Source organism: Aquabacterium sp., from assembly GCF_021768455.1.
In the GTDB taxonomy this organism is placed as follows: Bacteria; Pseudomonadota; Gammaproteobacteria; order Burkholderiales; family Burkholderiaceae_C; genus Aquabacterium.
Map to the genome: position 1 here is coordinate 1 of NZ_JAIZVX010000022.1, position 25,331 is coordinate 25,331.

Below are 25,331 nucleotides of genomic sequence, written 5' to 3' on the forward strand. Positions count from 1 at the left end.
ACCCATGCCGAAACCGATATGGTGGCGCTGGGCGTGTCGAGCGCGGCAATGAGGCGCTCCAGGCGCCGCAGGTTGCTGGCGTAGTCCGTGATCACCAGGCTGTTGTTGCCCGCGTTCACGTTGATGGTGTTGTTGGCGCTGATCAAGGGGCGCAGCACGGTGACCATGCTGGACGCGTTCTCATGCTGCAGGCGAAACACCTGGGTGCCCACCACATCCTGACCAGGAGCACTGCCATCGGTGCGCAGCGAACCGGCCTGCACCTTGCCCTCGGCCTCGGGCACCACCTTGAGCAGGCCCTGCGACTCGACCAGGGCGTAGCCCGCACCGCGCAAGGCCGCCGCAAACATCGCATGGGCCTGGGCCGACGACACGGGCGTATCGGTGTAAAGCGTGATCTTGCCCACCACGCGCGGGTCGACCACCACAGGGCGCCCCATGATGGCGGCCATGGCCCGCGCCACCGCGTCCACATCGGTGTTCGGGAAGTTCAAGGAGACCGACTGAGGCGCCACCGGCCTGGCGACCACCACGCCCTGCCCTGCGCACAACAGACCGGCGATCAGGGCCGACACCCAAGGTTTCCGAAACATCCTCACCACCCGCAAGCAAAGCGCGGATGCTGCCGCGCCCACGTCAAGCTGGGATGTGCGGATGTTGCTGGGTGGTCATGCGATCTGTCTGATCGGACACACGCTCAAGGTTGCTGGACGCCATGTGGCCGTTGGCGCCCACTGCCGCATCGTCTACCCACCGATGCCCCACAGCCTGTAAGTCCAGAACGAAGGGTCGGCCTTCACGCGCTTGAACAGCGACGCCGGGGTGAACCCTGTGATCCTGCGTGTTTGACGAATCATGTGGGACTGGTCAGCGTAGCCGGCCAGCGCAGCAACGTCGGGCCAATCGATGTCCTCGGGGCCATCCTCTTGGGCCAGGGCTTCAAAAAAAGCACGCTCGGCACGGCCCATCGCGAAGATTTCGCGGTGGGTCAGCCCCAGCCACTGCTTGAAGCGCCGCTCGAACTGCCGGACGCTGCGCCCCTTCTCGCTCATTGCAGCACGCCGGGCCAGATCCTCGCACCAATCGAGGACGCGCTGTTGCGGGGTACCGAGTGAGCTTGCTCCGCGCGCCACAAGGATCCGATGAACTGCTCTGTGAGGCGCATGCGGGCAAGGTCGTCTTGCGACGCCAGCATCGACTGCAAGAAACCGTGCCATGAAGCTGGCAGCACCTCGCGTGCATCCACCCACTTGTCCAACCAAGGGCCGACGTCCAACCCGGTCAGGCGCCGCAGAGCCTCTGGCCTGAAGAGGAGCATCAGGCCGTGAAACGGCGGTCGGCACCAGGTGGCCACCGGGCGCCTTTGGGGGCCATTGAAGGTGATGCGGGGGAGCGCACGCCTGGGCTGGGAACATGCCTGTTCGCCGCCAAGCTCGCACCATTCGCCTTGCCCCTGTATCCACCATGACAGGGTGCAGTAGGGAGAAGCCGGGTAGTGATTGAAGAAGTCGGCATCTGACATCAAGGGCATCGCATCCCAGCGCCGTGACATGGCCGCCAAAACGCAGCCAGAAAGCACATGGGAGGGCAACCACAGCTGGCCATCCCGGCCTGGCAAGTGAGTGGGGCTTGGCTTCATCAGGGCAATCTGTTGAACCCATTCTAGCCAGCGTTGCACAGCATGTCGGAAACGTTCTATCCCGAAATTCCACGGGCAGGCAGCATCCGCTTCATGACTTCTTCAACCCTGATCCCCGTTTGTGAAGACATCTGGCAGGCGCGACATGCGCTTGTTGTGCAAGGCGTGCCGGCGCACACGCGCATGACCGTGGTCCGACTGAGAAGCGGCCAACTCTGGGTGCACTCGCCAGTCCCTTTGTGCGATGAACTGCTCGCCCAGTTGAAGCAACTTGGCCCGGTGGTGGCGGTGGTAGCGCCCAATTGTGCCCACCACCTGTTCGCCGACGCGTTCATGCGGGCCTTTCCGCAAGCCACGCTGTACCTGGCACCCGGGCTGGCGCGCAAACGGCCCGACCTGCCGGGCCAGCCCTTGCCTGCGGAGCCTGGCCACTGGCAGCCTGACCTGAACTACCACCTGTGGCGTGGCATGCCGCTGATCAACGAGACGGTGTGGTTCCACGCCAGCAGCGGCACCCTCATCCTCACCGATGTCTGTCAGTGGTGGGCAGGCGAAACCTTGCCCTGGCAGGCAGCGCTGTGGGCACAGGTGACACGGGTGAGGCATCGCATGGGCGTGCCACTGCATGTTCGCGCCATGGTGCGTGACGCGGAGGCCGCCGCTGCCAGCGCGCAGCAGATCCTGGACTGGCCCATCCGCCGCATCAGCCTGGCGCACGACGCACTCATCGAAACGCAAGCCCGCGATCAACTGGCCCGCGCACTGACGCCCCTGCTTCGGAGAGCGCGCTGAGATGTGATCACCGCCCCAACGACTGAAGCGGGTGCGCGTCATCGGCAGCCAGGTGTCGATGGACATCTGGGACCGCCTCGACGCGCACATGGCCACCTTGAGCAAAAAACTCAAAAAACTCTTGGGGCCCCGCGGGATGCTGCGCCGGGTACGCAGGTTCAAGCCGAGGCCTGATTGAGGGTCCTTTCCGGCGACCACTCAATTCCCCCCTGGGGCGGCGGCCAATGTGGAAATAGAAAAAGCCCCGTAAATCAAAGACTTACGGGGCTTATCCTGGTGGGCGGTGCAGGGTTCGAACCTGCGACCCCTGCCGTGTGAAGGCAGTGCTCTACCGCTGAGCTAACCGCCCGAAACTGGTTCGGGTTTCACTGATCAGCAAAACGTTTTGTTTTGTTGTCGCGATCAGCGAAGAACATGACTATAGCACAGCTTCTAAAGATTTCCACAAACTTTTTCCACCGCTGGCTTTGTCGATGTCCAGCAACGCTTTCTCGAAGGCCTCCGCCTCCTCGGCGCTGGGCTCGATCACCGGCAGGTCGAAGGTGCTGAAGTCCACGGCCTCCAGTTCCTGTGTACCACCGCCCTCACCGCCTTCGTCGCCATCGGTGTCCACCAGCAGCGCATCCTGGCCACGGGTCATGTTGATGAAGACGGTCGCCAGCAGCTCCGCGTCCATCAGCGCGCCGTGCAGCGTGCGGTGGGTGTTGTCGACCTCCAGCCGTTTGCACAGTGCGTCCAGCGAGTTGCTCTTGCCCGGGAACATCTCGCGGGCCATCAGCAGGCTGTCGATCACGCCGTCCACGTGGTCGGTGAACTTGCCCTTGCCACAACGGGCCAGTTCGGCGTTCAGGAAGCCGATGTCGAAGGCCGCGTTGTGGATGATGACCTCGGCGCCCCGGCAGTAGTCGAGGATCTGGTCGACCAGGGTGGCGAACACCGGCTTGTCGGCCAGGAACTCGTCGGTCAGGCCGTGGATGCGCACGGCGTCTTCGTGGTTGGGCCGCTCGGGGTTGATGTAGAAGTGCAGGTGCTTGCCGGTCAAGCGGCGGTTCACCATCTCCACGCAACCGATTTCGATGACGCGGTCACCCGACTCCGGGCTCAGGCCGGTGGTTTCGGTGTCCAGGAAGATCTGACGAGACATGCGTACCCTCCCCGGTCAATGGTTCTCGCGGGCGTGGTTGATCGTGTACTTGGGGATCTCGATGGTGAGGTCCTGACCGGCCACGAAAGCCTGGCAGCTCAGGCGCGAGTTGGGCTGCAGACCCCAGGCGCGGTCCAGCAGGTCTTCTTCGGTTTCTTCGATCTCGTTGAGGCTGTTGAAGCCCTCTTTGACGATGACGTGGCAGGTCGTGCAGGCAGCGCTCATGTCGCAGGCGTGCTCGATCTCGATGTCGTTCTCCAGCAAGGCTTCGCAGATGCTGGTGCCGGGGGCAACAGTGAGTTCCTTGCCTTCAGGGCAAAGGCTGGCGTGGGGCAGGATCTTGATGATGGGCATAAAGGTCTCAGGTCTCGGGGATCAGACTTGGTCGATCTGGCGGCCGGCCAGGGCCTGGCGGATGCCACGGTTCATGCGCTCGGCGGCAAAGGCCTCGGTGCCTTGGGCCAGGGCCTTGGTGGCGGCTTCCAGGGCTTCGAGGTCCCCGCGGTCGCAACGCGAGCCGATCTGCGCCATCAGGGCGTCGATCTCGGCGCGCTGTGCGGGGCTGAGCAGGTCGCCATCGGCGGCCAGGGCGGTTCGGGTGGCTTCGAGCATGCGCTCGGCCTCCACGCGGGCCTCGCGCAGGGCGCGGTCCTTCATGTCGGCAGCGGCCGTGGTGAAGCCCTCGCGCAGCATGTGGGCGACCTGTTCGTCGCTCAGGCCATAACTGGGCTTGATGACCACGGTGGCCTCGACGCCCGAGACCTGCTCCTTGGCCGTCACGCTCAAGAGGCCGTCGGCATCGACCTGAAAGCTCACACGGATGCGCGCGGCCCCAGCGGCCATGGGCGGGATGCCGCGCAATTCGAAGCGGGCCAGGGAACGCACGAACTCGACTTGCTCACGCTCGCCCTGCACCACATGCACGGCCAGGGCAGTCTGCCCGTCCTTGAAGGTGGTGAAATCCTGCGCCAGGGCGCAGGGGATGGGCGTGTTGCGCGGGATGATGCGCTCAACCAGGCCACCCATGGTTTCCAGACCCAGGGACAGCGGCAGCACGTCGAGCAGCAGCAGGTCACCCTTGTCGTTGTTGCCAGCGAGCTGGTTGGCCTGCACGGCGGCGCCCAGGGCGACCACCTCGTCGGGGTTCAGGTCGGTCAGCGGGGTCTGGCCGAAGAAGGCGCCCACGGCATCGCGCACGGCGGGCATGCGGGTGGAGCCTCCCACCATGACCACGCCCTTGACCTCGTCAGGCTTGACCTTGGCGTCGCGCAGCACGCGCTTGACGGCCGCCAGCGATTTGTCGATCAGGGGCTTGGCCAACTCGGCCAACTGCTCGCGGGTGATCCGCACCGAGACCATGCCGCCCGAAAGCGCCACGCTGAGGTGGGTGCTGCCGTCCGTCGAGAGCTTCTCCTTGGCGCGGCGGGCCGCGACCAGCACGGCGCGCTTGTCCTGCGGGGTCACGGCCTGCAGCTTGGCGTCGGCCAGGGCGAAGTCGGCCAGGGTGTGGTCGATGTCGTCACCGCCCAGGGCCGAGTCGCCCCCCGTGGCCACCACCTCAAACACACCGCGGGCCAGTTGCAGCAGCGAGATGTCGAAGGTGCCGCCCCCCAGGTCGTAGATGGCGTAGAGGCCTTCGGCACCGTTGTCCAGGCCGTAGGCAATGGCCGCGGCCGTGGGCTCGTTCAGCAGGCGCAGCACGTTGAGGCCGGCCATCTGGGCGGCGTCTTTCGTGGCCTGACGCTGCGCGTCGTCGAAGTAGGCCGGGACCGTGATGACGGCACCGAAGAGGTCATCGTTGAAGGTGTCTTCGGCCCGCTGGCGCAGGCTGGCGAGGATCTCGGCCGAGACCTCGACCGGGCTCTTGGCCCCGCCCACGGTCTGCACGGCCACCATGCCCGGCTGGTCTTCGAACACGTAGGGCAGGCGACTGGTGTCGCCCAGGTCGGCCAGGCTGCGCCCCATGAAGCGCTTGACCGACACGACGGTGTTGACCGGGTCTTCGGCCTGAGCGGCCAGGGCCTCGAAGCCGATCTGGCGGCGCAGCTTGCCGGTTTGCGCATCGTTGAAGTAACGCACGGCCGAGGGCAGGATCACGCGGCCCTGCTCGTCGGGCAGGCACTCGGCCGAGCCATGGCGCACGGCGGCCACGAGGGAATGGGTGGTGCCCAGGTCGATGCCCACCGCCACGCGGCGCTGGTGGGGGTCGGGCGATTGCCCAGGTTCGGAAATTTGCAGCAGGGCCATGGGGTCTCAGCGGGTCGGGGTCGGGACGGCCAGCCTGGAGGGGTCAGGCTTCGTCTTCGTATCGTTCAAGTCGGGCATCGATCTCCTCGCTGAGGCGGTCGATGAACATGAGGGCGCGCACTTCCTGCGCGGCCTGGGCGGCGTTGGCGTCCACATCGAGCAGCTGCGTGACGAGGGCCAGACGGGCCTTGCGCTGCGCACTGACCTCGTCGGACAAGGCCTGCACCTGCTCGGCGTTGTCGGCCTCTTCGAGGGCCTCGCGCCAGGTCATCTGTTGCATGAGGAAGGCGCCCGGCATGGCCGTGTTGCTCTCGGACTGCACCGGCACACCGGCGAGTTCGCAGAGGTAGGCGGCCCGCTTGAGCGGGTCTTTCAGGCGCTGGTGGGCCTCGTTCACACGCACGGCCCATTGCATGGCCACGCGCTGGGAGGCCGCGCCTTCGGCGGCAAAGCGGTCGGGGTGAACCTTGGCCTGCAGCGCTTTCCACGCACCATCGAGCTGGGCGCGGTCGAGCTGGAAGGCCTTGGGCAGGCCCAGGAGGGTGAAGTCGTCGGCGTCGATGTTCATGGCCACAAACCTGTCTGGTCGAAAAAACGAAACCCCACCACAGGGTGGGGCTTCATCCGACGCAAGGCGCGTGCCTTGCTGGCGGCGGGCTGCAGACAGCCCGGCTCACCTCAGATGCGGAAGGATTCCCCGCAACCGCAACGGTCGCGCTCGTTGGGGTTGTTGAACTTGAAGCCCTCGTTGAGGCCTTCTCGCACGAAGTCGAGTTCGGTGCCATCGATGTAGGGCAGGCTCTTCGGGTCGACCAGGATCTTGACGCCCAGTTGCTCGAAGACCACGTCTTCCGGGTTGACCTCGTCGGCGAACTCGATCTTGTAGGCCAGACCCGAACACCCCGTCGTCTTGACACCCAGGCGCACGCCCACGCCCTTGCCACGACGGCCCAGGTAGCGGGTGATGTGGCGCGCGGCCGCTTCCGTCAGGCCGACGGACATGCCCTCGGTGATGGCTGCGATTTCAGCGAGCGGGCCATTGCCCGGACCGCTGGTGCAAGAAGCTGGGGTGGCTTGCTCAGGCGACATTTTTGGCCTTGTAGTCGTTGACGGCGGCTTTGATCGCATCTTCGGCCAGGATCGAGCAATGGATCTTGACCGGGGGCAAGGCCAGCTCTTCGGCGATCTGGGTGTTCTTGATCTCCAGGGCCTCGTCCAGGGTCTTGCCGCGCACCCACTCGGTCACGAGCGAGCTCGATGCGATGGCCGAGCCACAGCCATAGGTCTTGAAGCGCGCGTCTTCGATGACGCCGGTGCTCGGGTTGACCTTGATCTGCAGTTTCATGACGTCGCCGCAGGCCGGCGCGCCAACCATGCCGGTGCCCACGGACTCGTCGCCCTTGTCAAATCCGCCGACGTTGCGGGGGTTCTCGTAGTGGTCGATGACTTTGTCGCTGTATGCCATGGTGAGACTCCAAATTCAGTGTGCAGCCCATTGGATGGTGCTGATGTCGATGCCGTCCTTGTACATGTCCCACAGAGGGGACAGTTCGCGCAGCTTGGCCACGCGGTCTTGCAAGGTGGTGACGACGAAATCGATTTCCTCTTCCGTCGTGAAACGGCCGATGGTCATGCGCAGGGAGCTGTGGGCCAGCTCGTCGGAACGACCCAGGGCACGCAGCACGTAGCTGGGCTCCAGGCTGGCCGAGGTGCAGGCAGAGCCGGAGGACACGGCAATGCCCTTGATGCCCATGATCAGCGACTCGCCTTCGACGTAGTTGAAGGAGACGTTGAGGTTGTGGGGCACGCGGCGCTCGAGGTCGCCGTTGACGAAGATCTGCTCGATGCCCTGCAGGCCGGTCAGCAGGCGCTGGCGCAGGGCCAGGATGCGTGCGTTCTCCGAAACCATCTCTTCCTTGGCGATGCGGAAGGCCTCGCCCATGCCGACGATCTGGTGCGTGGGCAGGGTGCCGGAGCGCATGCCGCGCTCGTGGCCGCCACCGTGCATCTGCGCTTCGATGCGGATGCGGGGCTTGCGGCGCACGTACAAGGCGCCGATGCCCTTGGGGCCGTAGGTCTTGTGCGAGGCCAGGCTCATCAGGTCGACCGGCAGGGTGGCGAGGTCGATCTCGACCTTGCCGGTGGCCTGTGCGGCGTCGACGTGGAAGATGATGCCCTTCTCGCGGCACAGGGCGCCGATGGTGGCGATGTCCTGGATGACGCCGATCTCGTTGTTCACGAACATGACCGAGATCAGGATGGTGTCAGGGCGGATGGCCGCCTTGAGCACATCGAGGTCGAGCAGGCCGTCTTCCTTGACGTCGAGGTAGGTGGCTTCAAAGCCTTGGCGCTCGAGTTCACGCACGGTGTCGAGCACGGCCTTGTGCTCGGTCTTGACCGTGATGATGTGCTTGCCGCGCGACTGGTAGAAATGGGCTGCGCCCTTGAGGGCCAGGTTGTTGGACTCGGTGGCACCCGAAGTCCAGACGATCTCGCGAGGGTCGGCACCGATGAGTTCGGCGACCTGCACACGGGCCTTCTCGACGGCTTCTTCAGCGGCCCAGCCGTAGGCGTGGGTGCGCGAAGCGGGGTTGCCGAAGTTTTCGCGCAACCACGGGATCATGGCGTCGACGACACGGGGGTCCACCGGGTTGGTGGCGCCGTAGTCCATGTAGATGGGGAAGTGCGGGGTCATGTCCATGATGGGGACTCAAACAATGCTGGCGCTGACCAACGGCTCGGGAGGATGCCCTGCCCGTCTCAGCGGCTGGCTCAGAGCTGCGCCGGGCGCAGCGGGAAACCCGGGATTATCGCGCTTGCCGGAACCCGGGCACTTGCCTGGGCCCGACAAGACCTTTACTTGGTCAGGGCTGCGCCCAGAGCGAAAACCGAGTTCGGGGCGGTGACCTTGATCGGCTTGACCACGGGCTGGGTGGAGATGGCGCGCTTGACCGGCTGCGCCTCGATGGAGACGCCCTTGGCAAGCTGGTCTTCCACCAGCTTGCGCAGAGAGATGGAATCGAGGTATTCGATCATCTTGTTGTTGAGCGCCGTCCAGAGGTCGTGCGTCATGCAGCGGCCGCCGTCGTCGCCACCCATGCAGTTCTCTTTGCCGCCGCAGCCGGTGGCATCGATGGGCTCATCGACCGCCACGATGATGTCGGCCACGGTGATGTCTTCCGCCTTGCGGCCCAGCGAGTAACCGCCGCCCGGGCCACGGGTGCTTTCCACCAGTTCGTGGCGGCGCAGCTTGCCGAAGAGCTGCTCGAGGTAGGACAGCGAAATCTGCTGGCGCTGGCTGATCGCTGCCAGGGCGACCGGACCGGTGTGCTCACGCAGGGCCAGGTCGATCATCGCGGTGACCGCAAAACGGCCTTTGGTCGTCAAACGCATGGCTAACTCCTTGGTCAGGAACTCGAAAAGGCGCCCGCAGCCGCCTGGGGTTTACCAGTATCAGACCCCTGCGGGATCTCCGCGGAATCCGGCTCACCCTAATCCCGAGTGAATGACTCAATTATAGGGAAGCCCACTGATTTGGTCAACTTCAGATCAGGGAGTTCCCTGAGTTCCTGACGATGAGGGCGATAGCCTCCATCAATCAAAAAGCGGGCCAGCACAGGCGCGCCCTGTGAGCCGATCAAACCTGAGTCAGCGCGTGGGGTTTGTTCCGACAGACACGACAACTTGTCGCAAATGCCCCATCAGGCCCTCGCAAGCGGCTTCGACCAGGTCAAGCACGGCGTCGAAGCCGGCAGGGCCACCGTAGTAGGGGTCGGGCACGGTCTGCGCACCGGCATGGGGGGAGTCGGCGGGCAGGAACTCGGTCAGGCGGCGAAGTTTGCGGCGCAGGGCAGGATCGTCGGGACAGGCGTCTTCGAGCAGGGCGTGGTTGTCCCAGTCCATCGCGAGGATGAGATCGAAGCGCTGGAAGTCGTCCTCCGCAACCTTGCGGGCGCGCAGGTGACCGAGGTCATAGCCGCGCTGGGCGGCGTGCTTCTGGGTGCGGGGGTCGGGAGGGCTGCCCACGTGGTAGGCGTGGGTGCCGGCCGAATCGACCTGCACCCAGGCGTCGAGTCCGGTTTGCCGCAGCTTGTGCTGCAGCACGCCTTCGGCCGTGGGACTGCGGCAGATGTTGCCCATGCAGACCATGAGGACCTTGTAGGTCATGGGATTGCTCTCCGTTGGCGGCGTCGCATCGCTCTCATGAAGCTTGCCTGCGCCGCGCAGGCGTTTCAACCAGTTCATCGGGTTCATGACAGGGTCAGTGAGGGCGCAGGCTATCACGTGCCCCGCTCACCCGTCGTTTTTGACCAAAACCTATACCGTCTCTCGCAAACCAGGGAAATTCCTGAGGCTTGCGTGCAATTTCGTACCACTAATGTCGGGAATCGTACCGGCGGCCGCAAGAGCCCAAACCTATTCTTCGTCTCCGGCAGGTCGCCCGAGACAGCGGCCACCGATTCAACGCCTTCTCCCCACAACACACGCTGGAGACAATCCATGAAGCTCAAGGCATCCCTTGCACTGGCCTTTGGTCTGACCGCTTTTGGCGCCCACGCCGCCACCGAACTCGTGATCGCAACCGTGAACAACGGGCACATGATCGAGATGCAAAAGCTCAGCAAGAACTTCGAAGCCGCCAACCCCGGCATCACGCTGAAGTGGGTGACGCTGGAAGAAGGCGTGCTGCGCCAGCGCGTGACCACCGACATCGCCACCAAGGGCGGGCAGTTCGACATCATGACCATCGGCATGTACGAGGCGCCGATCTGGGGCAAGAAGGGCTGGCTGCAGGAGCTCAAGACCGACGCCGCCTACGACGCCGACGACCTGCTGCCGGCCATCCGCAATGGCCTGTCGGTGAACGGCAAGCTGTTTGCCGCCCCGTTCTACGGCGAGAGCTCCATGCTCATGTACCGCAAGGACCTGGCCGACAAGGTCGGCGTGACCGTGCCAGAGCGCCCCACCTGGGCCCTGATCAAGGACCTGGCCGCCAAGGTGCATGACCCCAAGAACGGTGTCTATGGCATCTGCCTGCGCGGCAAGCCGGGCTGGGGTGACAACATGGCCTTCCTGAGCACGCTGGTCAACACGTACGGTGGCCAGTGGTTCGACATGCAGTGGAAGCCGCAGATCGACAGCAAGCCCTGGAAGGACGCCATCACCTTCTACGTCGACCTGCTGAAGAACTACGGCCCCCCGGGCTCCAGCGCCAACAGCTTCAACGAAATCCTGGCCCTGACCAACGCCGGCAAGTGCGGCATGTGGATCGACGCCACCATCGCCGCCTCCTTCGTAAGCGATCCGAAGCAGTCGAAGGTGGCCGACAAGATGGCCTTTGCACAGGCCCCCACCGCCGTGACGCCGAAGGGCGCCAACTGGCTGTGGTCGTGGAACCTGGCCATCCCGGCCGGCTCGCAGAAGGTGGAAGCGGCTCAGAAGTTCATCAGCTGGGCCACGTCGAAGGACTACATCCAGCTGGTGGCCAAGACCAATGGCTGGGCCAACGTCCCGACCGGCACCCGCAAGAGCACCTATGCCTCGGCCGAGTTCCAGAAGGCCGCCCGCTTTGCGTCGGCCGAGAAGACCGCCATCGACAGCGCCAACCCGACCGACTCGACGCTGCCCAAGTCGCCGTATGTGGGCGTGCAGTTCGCTGCCATCCCCGAGTTCCAGGCGATCGGCATCACGGTGGGCCAGCAGATGAGCGCGGCGCTGGCCGGCAAGACCACGGTGGACGCGGCCCTGAAGGCCTCGCAGACCGCGGCCGACCGTGAGATGAAGAAGGCCGGCTACTACAAGTAAGCCTGCCGCGTCCGGGCCCATGCAAGGGCTCGGACCTTCACCGGGCGCGCAGCCCGACCTGCGTCGCGTGCGCGCCCTGCCCTGCCCCTCGGGACCCTGGACCCCTCTCATGAACCGATTCCTGCCCCGTGCCCTGATGGCGCCTGCGGTGATCACGCTCTTCCTGTGGATGATCGTGCCGCTGGTGATGACCATCTACTTCAGCCTCATCCGCTACAACCTGATGCAGCCGGATGTGACCGGCTTTGCCGGCATCGAGAACTTCGAATACTTCCTCACCGACCCGTCGTTTTCGGTGGCGGTGATGAACACGGTGCTGCTGCTGGGCAGCGTCATCGTGATCACGGTGATCCTGGGCGTGGCCCTGGCGCTGTTGATCGATGCGCCCTTCCCCGGCCGCGGCCTGGTGCGCGTGCTGCTGATCTCGCCCTTCTTCGTCATGCCCACGGTCAACGCGCTGCTGTGGAAGCACATGATGATGAACCCCATCTATGGCGTGCTGGCCCAGGTGTGGACCTTCTTCGGCGCCCAGCCCGTGGACTGGCTCACCGACTTCCCGCTGGGCAGCGTGATCATCATGATCAGCTGGCAGTGGCTGCCCTTTGCGACCCTGATTTTCATGACCTCGCTGCAGTCGCTCAACCGCGAGCAGCTGGAGGCGGCCCGCATGGACGGCGCCAACTACCTGCAGCAGCTGCGCTACATGGTGCTGCCTCACCTGGGCCGCTCGGTGGCGGTGGTGGTGATGATCGAGCTGATCTTCCTACTGAGCGTGTTCGCCGAGATCTTCACGACCACAGGCGGCGGCCCGGGCGATGCGAGCACGAACGTGGCCTTCCTGATCTTCAAGCAGGCCTTGCTGAACTTCGACGCCGGTGTGGCCTCGGCTGGCGCGCTCTTCGCCGTCGTGCTGGCCAACATCGCCGCCGCCTTCCTGATCCGCATGGTCGGCAAGAACCTGGATTGAGGTGAACCCATGAACCACCCTTATCGTTTCCCTTGGGCCCTGCTCGTGCGCACGGTGTGCGCCTGGGGCGTGACCCTGCTGCTGTTCTTCCCGCTGGGCTGGCTGTTGATGACGGCCTTCAAGACGGAGTTGCAGGCCATCGCCGTGCCGCCCGAGCTGTTCTTCAAGCCCACCCTGGCCAACTTCCATGAGGTTCAAGAGCGCAGCGACTACCTGCTGTACGCCAAGAACTCGGTGGTGACCAGCGTGGTCTCGACCCTGCTCGGGCTCCTGATCGCGGCACCGGCGGCGTATTCGATGGCCTTCTTCAAGGGCCCGCGCACCAAGGACATCCTGATGTGGATGCTCTCGACCAAAATGATGCCCGCCGTGGGCGCCCTGGTGCCCATCTACGTGCTGGCCCAGAAGACGCACCTGCTCGACACCCAGCTGGGCCTGATCATCGTGTTCACGCTGAGCAACCTGCCCATCATGGTGTGGATGCTGTACTCGCACTTCAAGGACATCCCGCACGAGATCCTGGAGGCCGCGCGCATGGACGGCGCCACGCTGTGGCAGGAGGCCTCCCAGGTGCTGCTGCCGCTGGGCATGGGCGGCCTGGCCTCCACCGGCCTGCTGTGCCTGGTGCTGAGCTGGAACGAGGCCTTCTGGGCGCTCAACCTGAGCTCGGCGCAGGCCGGCACGCTGGCCACGCTGATCGCGTCCTACTCCAGCCCCGAGGGCCTGTTCTGGGCCAAGTTGTCGGCGGCCTCGCTGATGGCCATTGCGCCCATCGTCGTGTTCGGCTGGTTCAGCCAGAAGCAGCTCGTTCAGGGCCTGACCTTCGGCGCTGTGAAATGACCCTCCCCCCGTTACGCGATCACGCTCAGGCGATTCTGCCGTTTGTTCTCCATTCAAGTTAAGAGTCCCAGCATGGCATTCCTGCAACTCAAAGGTTTCCACAAGCGCTTCGGCGATGTGCACACGATCAAGGGCATCGACCTGACGATCAACAAGGGCGAGTTCATCGTTTTCGTCGGGCCCTCGGGCTGCGGCAAGTCCACCCTGCTGCGACTGATCGCCGGCCTCGAAGAGGTGAGCGATGGGCAGCTGATGCTCGATGGACGCGACATCACACACGCGCCATCTTCCAAACGCGACCTGGCGATGGTGTTCCAGAGCTACGCGCTCTACCCGCACATGAGCGTGTACGAGAACATGAGCTTTGCGCTCAAGCTGGCCAAGGTGGACGAGGCCGTGATCCGCGAGAAGGTCGAGCGTGCCGCGCGGATCCTCAACCTCACCAGCTACCTGGACCGCACGCCCAAGGCGCTGTCGGGCGGCCAGCGCCAGCGTGTGGCGATTGGCCGCGCCATCGTGCGCAACCCCAAGGTGTTCTTGTTTGACGAGCCGCTCTCCAACCTGGACGCGGCCCTGCGCGGCCAGACCCGCGTGGAGATCGCCAAGCTGCACCGCGAACTCGGCGCCACCACCATCTATGTGACGCACGACCAGGTGGAGGCCATGACCCTGGCCGACCGCGTGGTGGTGCTGCGCGATGGCCTCATCGAACAGGTGGGCACGCCGCTGGAGCTGTACGACCGCCCGGCCAACCAGTTCGTGGCCCAGTTCATCGGCACGCCGCAGATGAACGTGGTGCCGGCCGCCCAGCTGCCGCAGTTCGAGCAGGTCAGCGGCCTGACGCTGCCCGCGGGCGGTGCCATCGGTCTGCGCCCGGAGAGCGTCACGCTCACCGCCCCCGACCAGAGCCCCATCCATGGCCGGGTGGAGCTGCTCGAAGCCCTGGGGGCCGAGACCCTGATCTACGTGACCACCCCCAGTGGCGCGCAACTGGTGTCGCGCCTGAACCAGCGCACCAGCCTGCAGGCCGGTCAGACCGTGGGCGTGCAGATCGACACCGACGCCGCCCACCTGTTCGACGCCCAGGGCCGCATCACGCGCACCGGCGCCCAGGCCGTGGGCCTGGCGCACTGAGGCCCTCACCCGCTCACCCCACGAGCCACCTCTCATCTGGAACCATCATGACCACGCCTTCTCAACCCCTCGTGATGCTGCACCTGGGCCTGGGCTCCTTCCACCGGGCCCACCAGGCGGTCTACCAGCACCTGCTGCACAGCCAGGGCGACCACAGCTGGGTGCTGGCCGGCGGCCACATCCGCCCGGACATGCCCGAGACCATCGCCGCCCTGCAGGCCAGCGGTGGCGCCTACACGCTGGAGACCATTTCGCCAGCGGGTGAGCACGTCTACACGCGCATCACGTCCATCCAGCGCGTGATCCCGCACGATGCGCAACTGGCCGGGCTGACCGCCTGTGGCGCCGAACCGAGCACCCGCATCATCTCCTTCACGGTGACCGAAGCGGGCTACTACCTCGATGCCCACAACCGGCTGGACCTGGGCTTCGCAGACCTGGTGGCCGATGTGGCCGCCCTCAAGGCCGGCCAGGCGGGCAGCACCATCTACGGTGCGCTCACCCAGATCCTGCGGGCCCGCATGCAGCAAGGCAGCGGCGACGTCACCCTGCTGAACTGCGACAACCTGCGCCACAACGGCGACCGCTCGCGCAGCGGCCTGCTGCAGTTCATCGACCTGATCGGCGATGCGCCGCTGAAGGCCTGGGTGGAGGCCCACACGAGCAGCCCGAACGCCATGGTCGACCGCATCACCCCACGCCCCACGCCGGCTGTGCGCGAGCGCGTGAAAGCCGCCACCGGGGTGGACGACGCGGCGGCGCTGATGGGCGAGAGCTTCATCCAGTGGGTGATCGAGGACCGCTTCATCGCTGGTCGCCCTGCCTGGGAAAAGGTGGGCGTGGAAATGGTGCAGTCGGTCGATGCCTACGAAGAGGCCAAGATCCGCCTGCTCAATGCCACGCACAGCTGCATCGCCTGGGCAGGCACCCTGGTGGGCATGCTCTACATCCACGAAGGCACCCACGATGCCGAGATCCGCCAGATGGCCTTCGATTACGTCACCGACGACGTGATCCCGGTGCTGGACACGCCAGAGCACCCCTGCCCCATCCACTTGCCCACCTACCGTGACGTGGTGCTGGACCGCTTTGGCAACCCGGCCATCCAGGACACCAACCAGCGCGTGGCCATGGACGGCTTCAGCAAGATCCCGGGTTTCATCGCGCCCACCTTCCGCGAGCGCCTGGCCCGTGGCGAAACCATCGACAGCGTGGCCATGTTGCCTGCGCTGTTCCTGGCCTACCTGCAGCGCTGGCACGCAGGCCTCATCCCCTACACCTACCAGGACCAGGCGATGGACCCGGCCGTGGCCCACGCCATCTGCGAGGCCGCCGACCCGGTCGCCGCCTTCTGCGCCGACGCCACGCTGTGGGGCCCGCTGGCGCGTGACGAACGCCTGGTGAGCGCCATCCGCCGGGCCAGCGAACGTGTGGCGGCCTTTGTGGCCCGCCGCGCCTGAGCACACCGTCCGACATCGCACGCTGAAGTCATTCAACAGGAATCGTCCATGAGCAAGAAACTGCAAGGCAAACACGCCCTCCTGACCGGTGCGGGCGGCGGCATCGGTCTGGCGGTGGCACTGGCTTATCTGCGAGAAGGCGCTCACTGCACGGTGGCCGACATCGGGCCCCAGCCTTCCGAGGCCTTCCTGGCCGCCACCGCCGAATTCGGTGACGCCGTCCAGTACGTCAGCGCCGACGTGACCCGGCTTGACAGCATCGACGCCCTGATTGCCTCTGCGGAAGCCCGCTTTGGCGGCATCGACGTGCTGTTCAACAACGCTGCGGTGTTCGACATGGCCCCGCTGCTCGAGAGCGACGAGGCCAGCTACGACAAGCTCTTCGCCGTCAACGTCAAGGGCCTGTTCTTCGTGATGCAGAAGGTGCTGGCGCGCATGGTCCGCCATGGCCGCAAGGGCTCGGTCATCAACATGAGCTCGCAGGCCGGCCGCCGAGGCGAGGCCCTGGTCTCGCACTACTGCGCCACCAAAGCTGCCGTGATCAGCTACACCCAGAGCGCTGCGCTGGCGATGGCGCCGCACCGCATCCGCGTCAATGCGATCGCGCCCGGTGTGATCGACACCCCGATGTGGGCCCATGTGGATGCGCTGTTCGCCAAGTACGAAAGCCTGCCGATAGGCGAGAAGAAGAAACGCGTCGGTCTGGCCGTGCCCCTGGGTTACATGGGGGCACCGTCCGACATCGCAGGCCCTGCGGTGTTCCTGGCCAGCGATGATGCCGCCTACGTGACCGCCCAGACCCTGAACGTGGACGGTGGCTCGGTGATGAGCTGAGCCCTGTTCTGGGAACCGATGCCATGACCCAGCGCGACCGCCTCGCCCCCAGAAACCTGCCCCGACAACGCCAGCCGGAGCTGGAACACGAACACGTTCGCAGCCCCGCACTGGGTTATGAGTCTCCCGAGGACGTGGGCTTTGTGAGATGCCTCTCACACGGCTTCCCGACCCCGCTGGCCCGCTGGCACCACCACGACGAGTACGAACTGCACCTGATCAACGCCACCTCGGGCAAGGCCTTTGTGGGCGACTGGATCGGCCCGTTCCAGCCCGGTCACCTGGTGCTGGTCGGGCCGCGCCTGCCACACAACTGGGTGTCGATGGACCTGCCGGAGGACGGCGTGCCCCAGCGCGACCTGGTCATCCAGTTCCAGCACGAACCGATTGCCCAGGCTGCGGCCCACATCCCCGAGCTGGCCGAGGCCCTGCCCATGCTGGAACGCGCCCGCCTGGGCATCGAGTTCTTCGGCATGGGCGAACGGGCCGAGCAGCACTGGCACCGCATCAAGGGCAGCCGCGGTCTGCGCCGCTTCGCGGCCTTCAGCGAGCTGCTGGGGGACCTGGCGCACTGCACGGACTTCCGCCTGCTCTCCAGCGTTCAGATGCAAAGCGCCGGAGACGATGACCAGCTTGATCACATCAACGCGGTGGTCAGCCGGATCACGAACGACGTGTCCCAGGCCTTCTCGGCCTCGCAACTGGCCACCGAACTCGGCATGAGCGAGAGCCGCTTCTCGCGCTTTTTCCGCAAGGCCACGGGCAACACCTTCACCGACTTCGTCAACCGCGTGCGCGTGAACCGCGCCTGCCAGCTGTTGATGGACTCCGACCGGCTGGTCACCGACATCTGCTACGAGGTCGGCTTCAACAACGTGGCGAACTTCAACCGCCGCTTCCTCGAGATCAAGGGCATGACGCCCACGGAATTCCGGCGCCAGGCCGACACCCGTTTCGGCATGCCGCCCCTGGTGCGCAAGGCCTGAGCCCGGCCCCAGGCACCCGACCACCCTGCACAGAAAGCCTTTCACCATGTTCCTCGGCATCGACCTCGGCACCTCCGAGATCAAGCTGCTCCTGCTGGACGCGCAGCACCGCATCGTCGCCACCACGGGCGAAGCCCTGAGCGTGCAGCGCCCTTATCCCCTGTGGAGCGAACAGCACCCCGACCACTGGTGGGCGGCCTGCGACCAGGCCATGCAGCGCCTGGCCCTGCTGCAACCGCAAGCCATGCGGCAGGTGCAGGCCATCGGGCTGTCGGGCCAGATGCACGGCGCGGTGCTCCTGAGTGCCGACGACACCGTGCTGCGCCCTGCCATCCTCTGGAACGACGGCCGCAGCGCCGAGCAATGCCAAGAACTGGAGCGGGCCTGCCCCACCCTGCACGCCGTGGCGGGCAACCTGGCCATGCCCGGCTTCACCGCGCCCAAGCTGCAATGGGTGCGCCAGCACGAGCCCTCGCTGTTCGCCCAGACGCGGCGGGTGTTGCTGCCCAAGGACTGGCTGCGCCTGCAACTCACGGGCGAGGCCGTGAGCGAGATGTCCGACGCTTCCGGCACGCTCTGGCTGGACGTGGGCCGGCGAGACTGGTCGGACACGCTCCTGGCCGCCACCGGCCTGAACCGCTCGCACATGCCCCGCCTGATCGAAGGCAGCGAGGCATCGGGTGCACTCAAGCCTGAGTTGGCGCGCCGCTGGGGCCTGCCTGAGGGCGTGGTGGTGGCCGGCGGCGGCGGTGACAACGCGGCCAGCGCCGTGGGCATGGGTGCGGTACGGCCCAACCAGGGCTTTGTCTCGCTGGGGACCTCGGGTGTGATCTTCCTCTCGTCGGACCGATTCCGTCCCAATCCGGCCACCGCCTTGCATGCCTTCTGCCATGCCCTGCCCGGCACCTGGCACCAGATGAGCGTGATGCTGAGCGCCGCCAGCGCCATCCGCTGGGTGCGCGAGCTGATGGGCCTGAGCAGCGAAGCCGAACTGATGGCCCGCATCGCCACGCTGAGTGCCGCGCAACGTGCCGCCGCGCCTCTGTTCCTGCCCTATCTTTCGGGGGAGCGCAGCCCGCACAACAACCCGCATGCACAGGGCGTGCTGTTTGGCCTCACTGCGGCACACGATGCGGCCAGTGTGGGCTACGCGGTGATGGAGGGCGTGAGCTTCGGCCTGCAGGACGGCTGGGAAAGCCTGGAAGCCGCCCCGGGCAGCGTGGACGCCTTGTCCTTGGTGGGCGGCGGTGCGCGCAGCGCCCTGTGGGCCCGGCAACTGGCTTCCGCCCTTGGCGTGCCCCTGCTCACGCACGAGGGCGGCGAGGCCGGTGGCGCCCTGGGCGCGGCCCGACTGGCCTGGCTGGCCGTGGGTGGGCGCGTGGACGAGGTCTGCACCACGCCGCCGGTGTCGGCCCGCTTTGAGCCGGATGCCGCCCAACAGGCCGAACTCGCCCCACGCCGCCAGCGCTGGCAGAAGCTCTACCCGATGCTGGCCGAGGCCTTCCCCACCCCTGCCCGCGCCTGAGCCAGGGCACGTGCCCGCGCCTTGTGGCGCCAGCGCAGCCAGCCCGTCAGGCCCAGCGGCACCGGCGCCAGACCACTGAGCAAGACCAGAATGCGCCCCGGCCAACCGGCCACCTCGCCGTTGTGCAGTGGGTGCAACCAGGCCATCAGCGTGTCGGCGGGGCTGTCCTGCAGGCCATCGCGCACGGCCACCACCTCGGCCGTTGCCGCATCCACCCACACCTGGGTTCGGGGGAAGCGCCGACTGGGCTCGCCAACCTGCCACAGTTGCACGCGAATCAGGCCCCCGCCCACCGGCGCGCTTTCCACCCAGCGCAACCGAGCCTGCGGGAAGCACTGCCCGGCCAGGCTCACCGCTTGAGCCAGCGAAACCACTGGCGGGCCCTTCACGACCACGGCGGGCGGGTGGAACACCGGGCCGACACGGTGCAAGGCCATGGCCAGGGGCTGGTGCCAGGTCAGCGCCATGCCTGTGGCCGCCAGCATGAGCAGGACCACGGCACTGGCCAGGCCCGTGAGCTTGTGCCAGTCGTAGACCTGCCGCTCGATGGCCGCCCCGCGCTTGAAGCGCCAGGCCTGAGGCCAGCCCCCGGAACGGGGCCACCACAGCACGAGGCCTGACACCAGCGACACCGTCATCAGCACCCCGAGCGCCCCCACCAGCTGCCGCCCATCGAGGTCCAGCAGCAGGCTGTAGTGCAGGTCGTAGAGCCAGGTCAGGGGCTCATCGCCCCAGATGGCCTCGTGGCCCACCACGGCGGTGTACGGATCGACCCAGACCATCAGCGGCGCGAAGGCCCGGTCGGCCGACTCCACCGGCTTCATGTAGCGGGCCACGATGGGCTCGCCCGGCTTGAGGGGCAGTTCGAGGCGCCAGGCGCCGTGGCGGTCTGGGTGGGATCGCCGCAAGGACTGGTGCACCCGGTCGAGGTCGATGCCCTGGGCAGGGTCGGCCAAGGGCTGCGCCGCCTGCACCGGCTGCGCCCCGCCAGCAGCCGAGTGCAGGGCCGTCAGCACCTCCCGGTAGACCACCAGCACACTGCCTGTGAGCCCGATGACGAGCCAGAAGCCCAGCAGCCCCAGGCCCAGCCAGCGGTGCAGGCGGACCCAGAACTGTCGGCGGTGTGACCAGGTCTTGGAAGCCGCCATGCTCAGAAGCGCACCGTGGCCGAAAGGTAGGCGGCGCGGCCATCGGCCGGTGCGTGCAGAGACTGGCTGCCATCCCACCAGGCGTAGCCATAGGACCGGTCAAACAGGTTCTTGACCTGCAGGTCCAGGCTGATGCGCTCGTTGACCGCGTGCTTCACGCCCACATCGGCCACCACGAATTGACCATATCGGCCCGTGCTGTTGGTCGAATCCAGGAAATAGCTGCTTTGGGCGCGCACACCGGCCGTGGTCTCCCATTTCGCGTCGATGCGCCACTTCGCCCCCACCGAAGCCAGGGCATGGGGAACGTGGTCGACCTCCTTGCCACGGGTCAGCGGGGCACTCGGATCGGGCTCGACGATCACGGCCCGCTGCAGGCTCAGGCTGAACCAGGCGCTGAGGGCCTCGCCCGGGTTGATGTTGAGCTGCAGGTCCTGACCCTGGCGGCGCGTGGCGCCCAGGTTCTCCGAATCGCCGCTGGGGTCGTTGAGCTTGCGGTAGATCTCGCCGGTGGCGGTCTGCGTCCAGCTCGCGAGGCGGCCTTCCAGCCAGGGCAGCGGTCGGAACTTCCAGCCGAATTCCCACCCTTCGTTCAGCGAAGGCGCCAGATCGGACGTGCGAGGCGGCACCTTGTAGCTGGCCGCGCCCACGCCCACCTGGAAGCTGCGGCCCCAGTTGGCATACAGGCTGTGGCCACTCACGGGCGCAAACACCACGCTCAGCTTGGGCTGGCGAATCTGGCCGTAGTCGTTCAGGGTGTAGCGTTTGCCGGTGAGCCGGTTGTCGAGCTGACCCGAAAGGGTGTCGATGCGGTAGGCCGGCAGGATCGTCCACTGCCTGGAGGGCGTGATCACGGCCTGCACGTAGCCGCCGAGCGTGTCGAAGCTGAAGGCCTGCGAGCGCGTCTGGCTGCTGCGCACCTGCGCCACCGTCAGGTAGCGTTCGCTGACGTTGTCCTGCCATTCGCGCTGCAGGCCGCCTTCCAGCTGCCACAGGGGCGTGGCCCGCCAGGTCAAGCTGCCGATCAGCCCCCGGTGGGTCTCGCGCACGTCGCGCTCCTGCTGGCTGACCGTCGACGAGAAGGTCACATACCGGTCGTCCTGGATCTGATTGCGATACGCCCGCGTCAGCCACGACAGGCCCTGGCCCAACTCGCCCTCGGCATGGGCGCTGAGCTGGCTGAGCTGACGGCGGTCTTCGTCGCTCGCGTTGTGGCGCGGCGACTGGGTGGGATCGGCCTTGCCTTGCGCCAGGGTCAGGTAGCCGGCTTCTTCGGCGCGGGCATCGTGGGTCCGGGCGATCAGGCCCGCACGCCAGCCCTCTCCCGCCGGCTGGTAGAACCATTTGCCGGCCAGGTTCAGCTTGCGGGTCGCGCTGTGCGCCCGGTATCCCTCGCTCTGGCGCCAGCCCACAAAGTAGTTCTGGGACCAGCCCGATTCACCCTCCAGGCCTTTGGCCAGCTGCACCTCGGCCGTGCCAAAGCTGCCTGCCGTGACCCGGGCCTCCCCTTCGTTGCCACCCTGACGCGTGAGGACCTGGGCGTTGCCCGCGATGTTGTGCAGCCCCCAGCGTGGGTCATTCGTGCCGCGCACGACCTCGATGCGCTCGATCTCCAGCGGCGAGACCAGATCAAGGAAGGGCATGTTGCCGTCGTTGGTGTTGGACGGGATGCCGTCGATCAGCAGCTTGACGGCGTTGACATTGCCCTCGCCATTGAAACCCCGGAAGGACAGCTTGCCCGAGGTCGTGCCCTGCTTGAACTCGGTGAGCATGACGCCCGGCACCAGGCCGAACAGGGCCCAGCTCTGATCGACATTCTGGGCAGACAGGACTTCGGCGCCGACCACATCGACCGAGGTCAGGATGCGCCGGCTGGACAGCGGACCGGTGGCCGGTGCGCTGACCGTGACCTGGCCCAGGGTGAGGGTGGCATCGTCCGTGGACTGGGCGGTGGCGGCTGTGGATGCGGCCGTGGCGGCCAGCGCACACAGGGGCGCGGCCATGCCGAGATGGGCAAAAGACTTCATGGTGGAAAACCGTTCTGGCGATGACACAGGGCGGCACCACGCCGGCTCGGTGCACGGCATGGCGCCACGTGGGCGGGGTGTCAGACCAGAGGCGGCGGGCCGCGGGGCCGCGGCGCAGCCCAGGCGAACAGCGGCCGGTGCGACCGCAGGAAGAGCGTGGGCAGCAGCCCATCAGCGACGCGGGGCAACAGCCCCCACCGAGGCAAGGATGGCGGTGCCCAGGCCTGGTGCTGGAGGGCACACATCGGGCAATCGTCGTGCGAGGCCATGGACTCGGGCTCAGAGCCTGGCAGCCCGACCTTCATCAGCTTCAGCGGCTGGCCCGTGCCGTCACTGCGGCACACCACCTGCCAGCTCGGCAGGCCCTGCGTGGCCTGCAGCAGGCGCGAGAGCGTGGGCACCAGCACCGCCGCACACAGGCAGGCGAGCACCACGCGGGCGAACCAGCGTGGGTGGCGAGGCAGCGTGACGGTCGGCATGAGGTGCGTGAATGTAAACCACCGGTTCATTCAGGTGGCTGCGCTGCCTCAAAAGCCAGCAACACAGCAGACGCCTCAATGTGACACAGCCCCAGCGCATCTCTTCACCAGAACAACCCGCGTCCTGTGGCTCATTTAGGCGACAGCGCCGCCGGGGCCACATGGTCGTGCACCACCGCGCCAAAGGCCTGCTCCTTGAGCAGGGCCAGCTGGTCGCGCAGGCGAGCGGCCTTTTCGAACTCCAGGCTGCGGGCGGCCTCCAGCATCTCTTTTTCGATCTGCTTGATGCGCTTGCCCAGGTCTTTCTCGGACAGCGCCTCGCTGCCTTCCATGGACTTGGCCATGGCTTCGGCCGCCTTGAGGTCGTCCTTCGCCGCGTTGGACATCACGCCGTCGATCAGCTCCTTGACCTTCTTGTTCACCGTGCGCGGCGTGATGCCCAGCTCCAGGTTGTGCGCGATCTGCTTGGTGCGACGCCGTTCGGTCTCGTCCATGGCCTTGCGCATGGAGTCGGTGATCTTGTCGGCATACAGGATGGCCTGGCCGTTCTGGTTGCGCGCCGCCCGGCCAATGGTCTGGATCAGGCTGCGCTCGCTGCGCAGGAAGCCTTCCTTGTCGGCGTCCAGGATGGCCACCAGCGAGACCTCGGGGATGTCCAGGCCCTCGCGCAGCAGGTTGATGCCCACCAGCACGTCGAAGGTGCCCAGGCGCAGGTCGCGCAGGATCTCCACCCGCTCCACGGTGTCGATGTCGGAGTGCAGGTAGCGCACCTTCACGCCGTTTTCGGTGAGGTAGTCGGTCAGCTGCTCGGCCATGCGCTTGGTCAGGGTGGTGATCAGCACGCGCTCGTTCTTCTCCACGCGGATGCGGATCTCCTGCAGCACGTCGTCCACCTGGTGGGTGGCCGGGCGCACCTCGACGATGGGGTCGAGCAGGCCTGTGGGCCGCACCACCTGCTCCACCACCTGGCCGGCGTGCTCGTTTTCATAGGCCGCGGGCGTCGCACTCACGAACACCACCTGGCGCATCTTGGTTTCGAACTCGTCGAACTTCAGCGGGCGGTTGTCGAGTGCCGAAGGCAGGCGGAAGCCGTACTCCACCAGCGTGGTCTTGCGCGAGCGGTCACCGTTGTACATGCCACCCAGCTGGCCGATCATGACGTGGCTCTCGTCCAGGAACATGATCGAATCCGCGGGCATGTAGTCCACCAGCGTGGGCGGCGGGTCGCCCGGGGCCGCGCCCGAAAGGTGCCGGGTGTAGTTCTCGATGCCCTTGCAGTGGCCCACCTCCTGCAGCATCTCCAGGTCGAACTTGGTGCGCTGCTCCACGCGCTGCGCCTCGACCAGCTTGTGGTCGGCCAGGAGTTGCTTGACGCGCTCGTTGAGCTCCTGCTTGATCGACTCGATGGCCTTGAGCACCTGCTCGCGCGGCGTCACATAGTGGCTGGAGGGGTAGACCACGAAGCGCGGAATCTTCTGCTGGATGCGGCCGGTGAGCGGGTCCAGCAGCGAAAGCGAATCCACCTCGTCGTCGAACAGCTCCAGGCGCAGGGCCAGCTCGCTGTGCTCGGCCGGAAAGATGTCGATGGTGTCGCCGCGCACGCGGAAGGTGCCGCGCGTGAAGTCCATGTCGTTGCGCTTGTACTGCATGCGGATCAGCTGGGCGATCACGTCGCGCTGCCCCATCTTCTCGCCCTTGCGCACGATGAAGCGCATCTGGGTGTAGTCCTCGGGCTTGCCGATGCCGTAGATGGCCGACACGGTGGCCACGATGACCACGTCGCGGCGCTCCAGCAGGCTCTTGGTGGCGCTCAGGCGCATCTGCTCGATGGCCTCGTTGATGGCGCTGTCCTTCTCGATGAAGAGGTCGCGCTGGGGCACATAGGCCTCGGGCTGGTAGTAGTCGTAGTAGCTGACGAAGTACTCCACCGCGTTGTTCGGGAAAAACTCGCGGAACTCCGCGTACAGCTGCGCCGCCAGCGTCTTGTTGGGCGCGAAGACGATGGCCGGGCGCCCCTGGCGGGCGATCACGTTGGCCATGGTGAAGGTCTTGCCCGAGCCCGTCACACCCAGCAAGGTCTGGTAGCTCAGGCCGTCTTCGATGCCCTCGCACAACAGGTCGATGGCCGTGGGCTGGTCGCCCGCCGGGGGATAGGGCTGGTAGAGCTCGAAGGGCGAACCCGGGAAAGAGACGAACTGCCCCGCAGGCGCTTCAGGCACGCCTTCGCTGGCAGGGACAGCGGCATCCGGGACGGCATTCTTGACTGGCATGGGGGCACCGAGGCGAAGGAAAGAGAGGCCAGGC

At 66.2% G+C, this 25,331-nt stretch carries 25 protein-coding genes and 1 tRNA gene; 9 read left to right on the plus strand and 17 right to left on the minus strand.

Annotation, left to right across the window (positions count from 1 at the left end):
• From QZ994_RS04880 to QZ994_RS04890, 3 genes are all read right to left on the minus strand, one after another.
• Positions 1–575: secretin N-terminal domain-containing protein (locus QZ994_RS04880; RefSeq protein WP_290869028.1), on the minus strand; the 575-nt coding region annotated here is incomplete at its 3' end.
• Between the two features lie 171 nt (positions 576–746).
• Positions 747–1,052, minus strand: a complete 306-nt coding sequence (locus QZ994_RS04885; protein ID WP_290869030.1) for a helix-turn-helix domain-containing protein — start codon at positions 1,050–1,052, stop codon at positions 747–749.
• Positions 1,049–1,522, minus strand: coding sequence for a hypothetical protein (locus QZ994_RS04890; RefSeq protein WP_290869031.1), 474 nt, complete (start codon positions 1,520–1,522; stop codon positions 1,049–1,051). The genes QZ994_RS04885 and QZ994_RS04890 overlap by 4 nt, the downstream gene beginning before the upstream one ends.
• A 210-nt stretch (positions 1,523–1,732) precedes the next feature.
• On the opposite strand from QZ994_RS04890, the gene QZ994_RS04895 reads away from it, so the two are divergent.
• Positions 1,733–2,431, plus strand: coding sequence for a DUF4336 domain-containing protein (locus tag QZ994_RS04895; RefSeq protein ID WP_290869033.1), 699 nt, complete (start codon positions 1,733–1,735; stop codon positions 2,429–2,431).
• 274 nt (positions 2,432–2,705) lie between these two features.
• On the opposite strand, the gene QZ994_RS04900 is transcribed toward QZ994_RS04895, so the two are convergent.
• From QZ994_RS04900 to QZ994_RS04945, 10 genes are all read right to left on the minus strand, one after another.
• Positions 2,706–2,780, minus strand: a tRNA-Val gene (locus tag QZ994_RS04900).
• Positions 2,781–2,849: 69 nt separating this feature from the next.
• Positions 2,850–3,575, minus strand: a complete 726-nt coding sequence (gene dnaQ / locus QZ994_RS04905) for a DNA polymerase III subunit epsilon (RefSeq protein ID WP_290869035.1) — start codon at positions 3,573–3,575, stop codon at positions 2,850–2,852.
• 15 nt (positions 3,576–3,590) lie between these two features.
• Entirely contained in the window at positions 3,591–3,929 is a 339-nt protein-coding gene (fdx, locus tag QZ994_RS04910) for an ISC system 2Fe-2S type ferredoxin (protein WP_290869037.1), read from the minus strand.
• A 21-nt stretch (positions 3,930–3,950) separates the two neighbouring features.
• Positions 3,951–5,822: a Fe-S protein assembly chaperone HscA gene (gene hscA / locus QZ994_RS04915; protein ID WP_290869039.1), complete on the minus strand. Its 1,872-nt coding sequence runs from the start codon at positions 5,820–5,822 to the stop codon at positions 3,951–3,953.
• Positions 5,823–5,865: 43 nt separating this feature from the next.
• Positions 5,866–6,390 carry a Fe-S protein assembly co-chaperone HscB gene (gene hscB / locus QZ994_RS04920; protein ID WP_290869041.1) on the minus strand — a complete coding sequence of 175 codons (525 nt, stop codon included), beginning with the start codon at positions 6,388–6,390 and terminating at the stop codon, positions 5,866–5,868.
• Between the two features lie 110 nt (positions 6,391–6,500).
• On the minus strand, positions 6,501–6,824 hold the full coding sequence (iscA, locus tag QZ994_RS04925) for an iron-sulfur cluster assembly protein IscA (protein WP_290869044.1): 324 nt from the start codon (positions 6,822–6,824) through the stop codon (positions 6,501–6,503).
• 76 nt (positions 6,825–6,900) lie between these two features.
• The gene (gene iscU / locus QZ994_RS04930) at positions 6,901–7,287 is read right to left on the minus strand and encodes a Fe-S cluster assembly scaffold IscU (RefSeq protein WP_290869047.1); all 387 of its coding nucleotides are present in this window, start codon (positions 7,285–7,287) and stop codon (positions 6,901–6,903) included.
• 15 nt (positions 7,288–7,302) lie between these two features.
• Positions 7,303–8,523 carry an IscS subfamily cysteine desulfurase gene (locus QZ994_RS04935; RefSeq protein WP_290869050.1) on the minus strand — a complete coding sequence of 407 codons (1,221 nt, stop codon included), beginning with the start codon at positions 8,521–8,523 and terminating at the stop codon, positions 7,303–7,305.
• 155 nt (positions 8,524–8,678) lie between these two features.
• Entirely contained in the window at positions 8,679–9,215 is a 537-nt protein-coding gene (gene iscR / locus QZ994_RS04940) for a Fe-S cluster assembly transcriptional regulator IscR (RefSeq protein ID WP_290869053.1), read from the minus strand.
• Between the two features lie 255 nt (positions 9,216–9,470).
• A complete protein-coding gene (locus QZ994_RS04945) occupies positions 9,471–9,989 on the minus strand; it encodes a low molecular weight protein-tyrosine-phosphatase (protein WP_290869055.1) in 519 nt (172 codons plus the stop codon).
• Between the two features lie 333 nt (positions 9,990–10,322).
• Between QZ994_RS04945 and QZ994_RS04950 the strand changes: the two genes are divergently transcribed.
• From QZ994_RS04950 to xylB, 8 genes are all read left to right on the plus strand, one after another.
• Positions 10,323–11,627, plus strand: coding sequence for a sugar ABC transporter substrate-binding protein (locus QZ994_RS04950; protein WP_290869058.1), 1,305 nt, complete (start codon positions 10,323–10,325; stop codon positions 11,625–11,627).
• A gap of 109 nt (positions 11,628–11,736) precedes the next feature.
• Positions 11,737–12,594 (plus strand): carbohydrate ABC transporter permease, encoded by an 858-nt coding sequence (locus QZ994_RS04955; protein WP_290869060.1) that lies wholly within the window; start codon positions 11,737–11,739, stop codon positions 12,592–12,594.
• A 9-nt stretch (positions 12,595–12,603) separates the two neighbouring features.
• Positions 12,604–13,434 (plus strand): carbohydrate ABC transporter permease, encoded by an 831-nt coding sequence (locus QZ994_RS04960; protein ID WP_290869062.1) that lies wholly within the window; start codon positions 12,604–12,606, stop codon positions 13,432–13,434.
• Between the two features lie 72 nt (positions 13,435–13,506).
• The gene (locus QZ994_RS04965) at positions 13,507–14,568 is read left to right on the plus strand and encodes an ABC transporter ATP-binding protein (RefSeq protein WP_290869065.1); all 1,062 of its coding nucleotides are present in this window, start codon (positions 13,507–13,509) and stop codon (positions 14,566–14,568) included.
• Between the two features lie 47 nt (positions 14,569–14,615).
• Positions 14,616–16,028, plus strand: coding sequence for a D-arabinitol 4-dehydrogenase (gene dalD / locus QZ994_RS04970; RefSeq protein WP_290869067.1), 1,413 nt, complete (start codon positions 14,616–14,618; stop codon positions 16,026–16,028).
• Positions 16,029–16,076: 48 nt separating this feature from the next.
• Positions 16,077–16,862, plus strand: coding sequence for an L-iditol 2-dehydrogenase (locus QZ994_RS04975; protein ID WP_290869071.1), 786 nt, complete (start codon positions 16,077–16,079; stop codon positions 16,860–16,862).
• 23 nt (positions 16,863–16,885) lie between these two features.
• Positions 16,886–17,848: an AraC family transcriptional regulator gene (locus QZ994_RS04980; RefSeq protein WP_290869072.1), complete on the plus strand. Its 963-nt coding sequence runs from the start codon at positions 16,886–16,888 to the stop codon at positions 17,846–17,848.
• Between the two features lie 46 nt (positions 17,849–17,894).
• A complete protein-coding gene (gene xylB / locus QZ994_RS04985) occupies positions 17,895–19,373 on the plus strand; it encodes a xylulokinase (protein WP_290869075.1) in 1,479 nt (492 codons plus the stop codon).
• On the opposite strand, the gene QZ994_RS04990 is transcribed toward xylB, so the two are convergent.
• The 4 genes from QZ994_RS04990 to uvrB form a co-directional block, all read right to left on the minus strand.
• Complete coding sequence (locus QZ994_RS04990) at positions 19,328–20,521, minus strand: PepSY domain-containing protein (protein WP_290869077.1); 1,194 nt, start codon at positions 20,519–20,521, stop codon at positions 19,328–19,330. The genes xylB and QZ994_RS04990 overlap by 46 nt on opposite strands.
• A 2-nt stretch (positions 20,522–20,523) precedes the next feature.
• Positions 20,524–22,548 (minus strand): TonB-dependent receptor, encoded by a 2,025-nt coding sequence (locus QZ994_RS04995; RefSeq protein ID WP_290869080.1) that lies wholly within the window; start codon positions 22,546–22,548, stop codon positions 20,524–20,526.
• Between the two features lie 80 nt (positions 22,549–22,628).
• On the minus strand, positions 22,629–23,027 hold the full coding sequence (locus tag QZ994_RS05000; protein ID WP_290869082.1) for a DUF2946 domain-containing protein: 399 nt from the start codon (positions 23,025–23,027) through the stop codon (positions 22,629–22,631).
• A 131-nt stretch (positions 23,028–23,158) separates the two neighbouring features.
• Positions 23,159–25,297, minus strand: a complete 2,139-nt coding sequence (gene uvrB, locus QZ994_RS05005; protein ID WP_290869084.1) for an excinuclease ABC subunit UvrB — start codon at positions 25,295–25,297, stop codon at positions 23,159–23,161.
• Positions 25,298–25,331: the final 34 nt, after the last annotated feature.

Bases quoted from the DNA above. Each gene is read 5' to 3' on its own strand.
- QZ994_RS04885 (WP_290869030.1), bottom strand. From the start codon at position 1,052: ATGAGCGAGAAGGGGCGCAGCGTCCGGCAGTTCGAGCGGCGCTTCAAG.
- QZ994_RS04890 (WP_290869031.1), bottom strand. From the start codon at position 1,522: ATGTCAGATGCCGACTTCTTCAATCACTACCCGGCTTCTCCCTACTGC.
- QZ994_RS04895 (WP_290869033.1), top strand. From the start codon at position 1,733: ATGACTTCTTCAACCCTGATCCCCGTTTGTGAAGACATCTGGCAGGCG.
- dnaQ (WP_290869035.1), bottom strand. From the start codon at position 3,575: ATGTCTCGTCAGATCTTCCTGGACACCGAAACCACCGGCCTGAGCCCG.
- fdx (WP_290869037.1), bottom strand. From the start codon at position 3,929: ATGCCCATCATCAAGATCCTGCCCCACGCCAGCCTTTGCCCTGAAGGC.
- hscA (WP_290869039.1), bottom strand. From the start codon at position 5,822: ATGGCCCTGCTGCAAATTTCCGAACCTGGGCAATCGCCCGACCCCCAC.
- hscB (WP_290869041.1), bottom strand. From the start codon at position 6,390: ATGAACATCGACGCCGACGACTTCACCCTCCTGGGCCTGCCCAAGGCC.
- iscA (WP_290869044.1), bottom strand. From the start codon at position 6,824: ATGTCCGTCGGCCTGACGGAAGCGGCCGCGCGCCACATCACCCGCTAC.
- iscU (WP_290869047.1), bottom strand. From the start codon at position 7,287: ATGGCATACAGCGACAAAGTCATCGACCACTACGAGAACCCCCGCAAC.
- QZ994_RS04935 (WP_290869050.1), bottom strand. From the start codon at position 8,523: ATGGACATGACCCCGCACTTCCCCATCTACATGGACTACGGCGCCACC.
- iscR (WP_290869053.1), bottom strand. From the start codon at position 9,215: ATGCGTTTGACGACCAAAGGCCGTTTTGCGGTCACCGCGATGATCGAC.
- QZ994_RS04945 (WP_290869055.1), bottom strand. From the start codon at position 9,989: ATGACCTACAAGGTCCTCATGGTCTGCATGGGCAACATCTGCCGCAGT.
- QZ994_RS04950 (WP_290869058.1), top strand. From the start codon at position 10,323: ATGAAGCTCAAGGCATCCCTTGCACTGGCCTTTGGTCTGACCGCTTTT.
- QZ994_RS04955 (WP_290869060.1), top strand. From the start codon at position 11,737: ATGAACCGATTCCTGCCCCGTGCCCTGATGGCGCCTGCGGTGATCACG.
- QZ994_RS04960 (WP_290869062.1), top strand. From the start codon at position 12,604: ATGAACCACCCTTATCGTTTCCCTTGGGCCCTGCTCGTGCGCACGGTG.
- QZ994_RS04965 (WP_290869065.1), top strand. From the start codon at position 13,507: ATGGCATTCCTGCAACTCAAAGGTTTCCACAAGCGCTTCGGCGATGTG.
- dalD (WP_290869067.1), top strand. From the start codon at position 14,616: ATGACCACGCCTTCTCAACCCCTCGTGATGCTGCACCTGGGCCTGGGC.
- QZ994_RS04975 (WP_290869071.1), top strand. From the start codon at position 16,077: ATGAGCAAGAAACTGCAAGGCAAACACGCCCTCCTGACCGGTGCGGGC.
- QZ994_RS04980 (WP_290869072.1), top strand. From the start codon at position 16,886: ATGACCCAGCGCGACCGCCTCGCCCCCAGAAACCTGCCCCGACAACGC.
- xylB (WP_290869075.1), top strand. From the start codon at position 17,895: ATGTTCCTCGGCATCGACCTCGGCACCTCCGAGATCAAGCTGCTCCTG.
- QZ994_RS04990 (WP_290869077.1), bottom strand. From the start codon at position 20,521: ATGGCGGCTTCCAAGACCTGGTCACACCGCCGACAGTTCTGGGTCCGC.
- QZ994_RS04995 (WP_290869080.1), bottom strand. From the start codon at position 22,548: ATGAAGTCTTTTGCCCATCTCGGCATGGCCGCGCCCCTGTGTGCGCTG.
- QZ994_RS05000 (WP_290869082.1), bottom strand. From the start codon at position 23,027: ATGCCGACCGTCACGCTGCCTCGCCACCCACGCTGGTTCGCCCGCGTG.
- uvrB (WP_290869084.1), bottom strand. From the start codon at position 25,297: ATGCCAGTCAAGAATGCCGTCCCGGATGCCGCTGTCCCTGCCAGCGAA.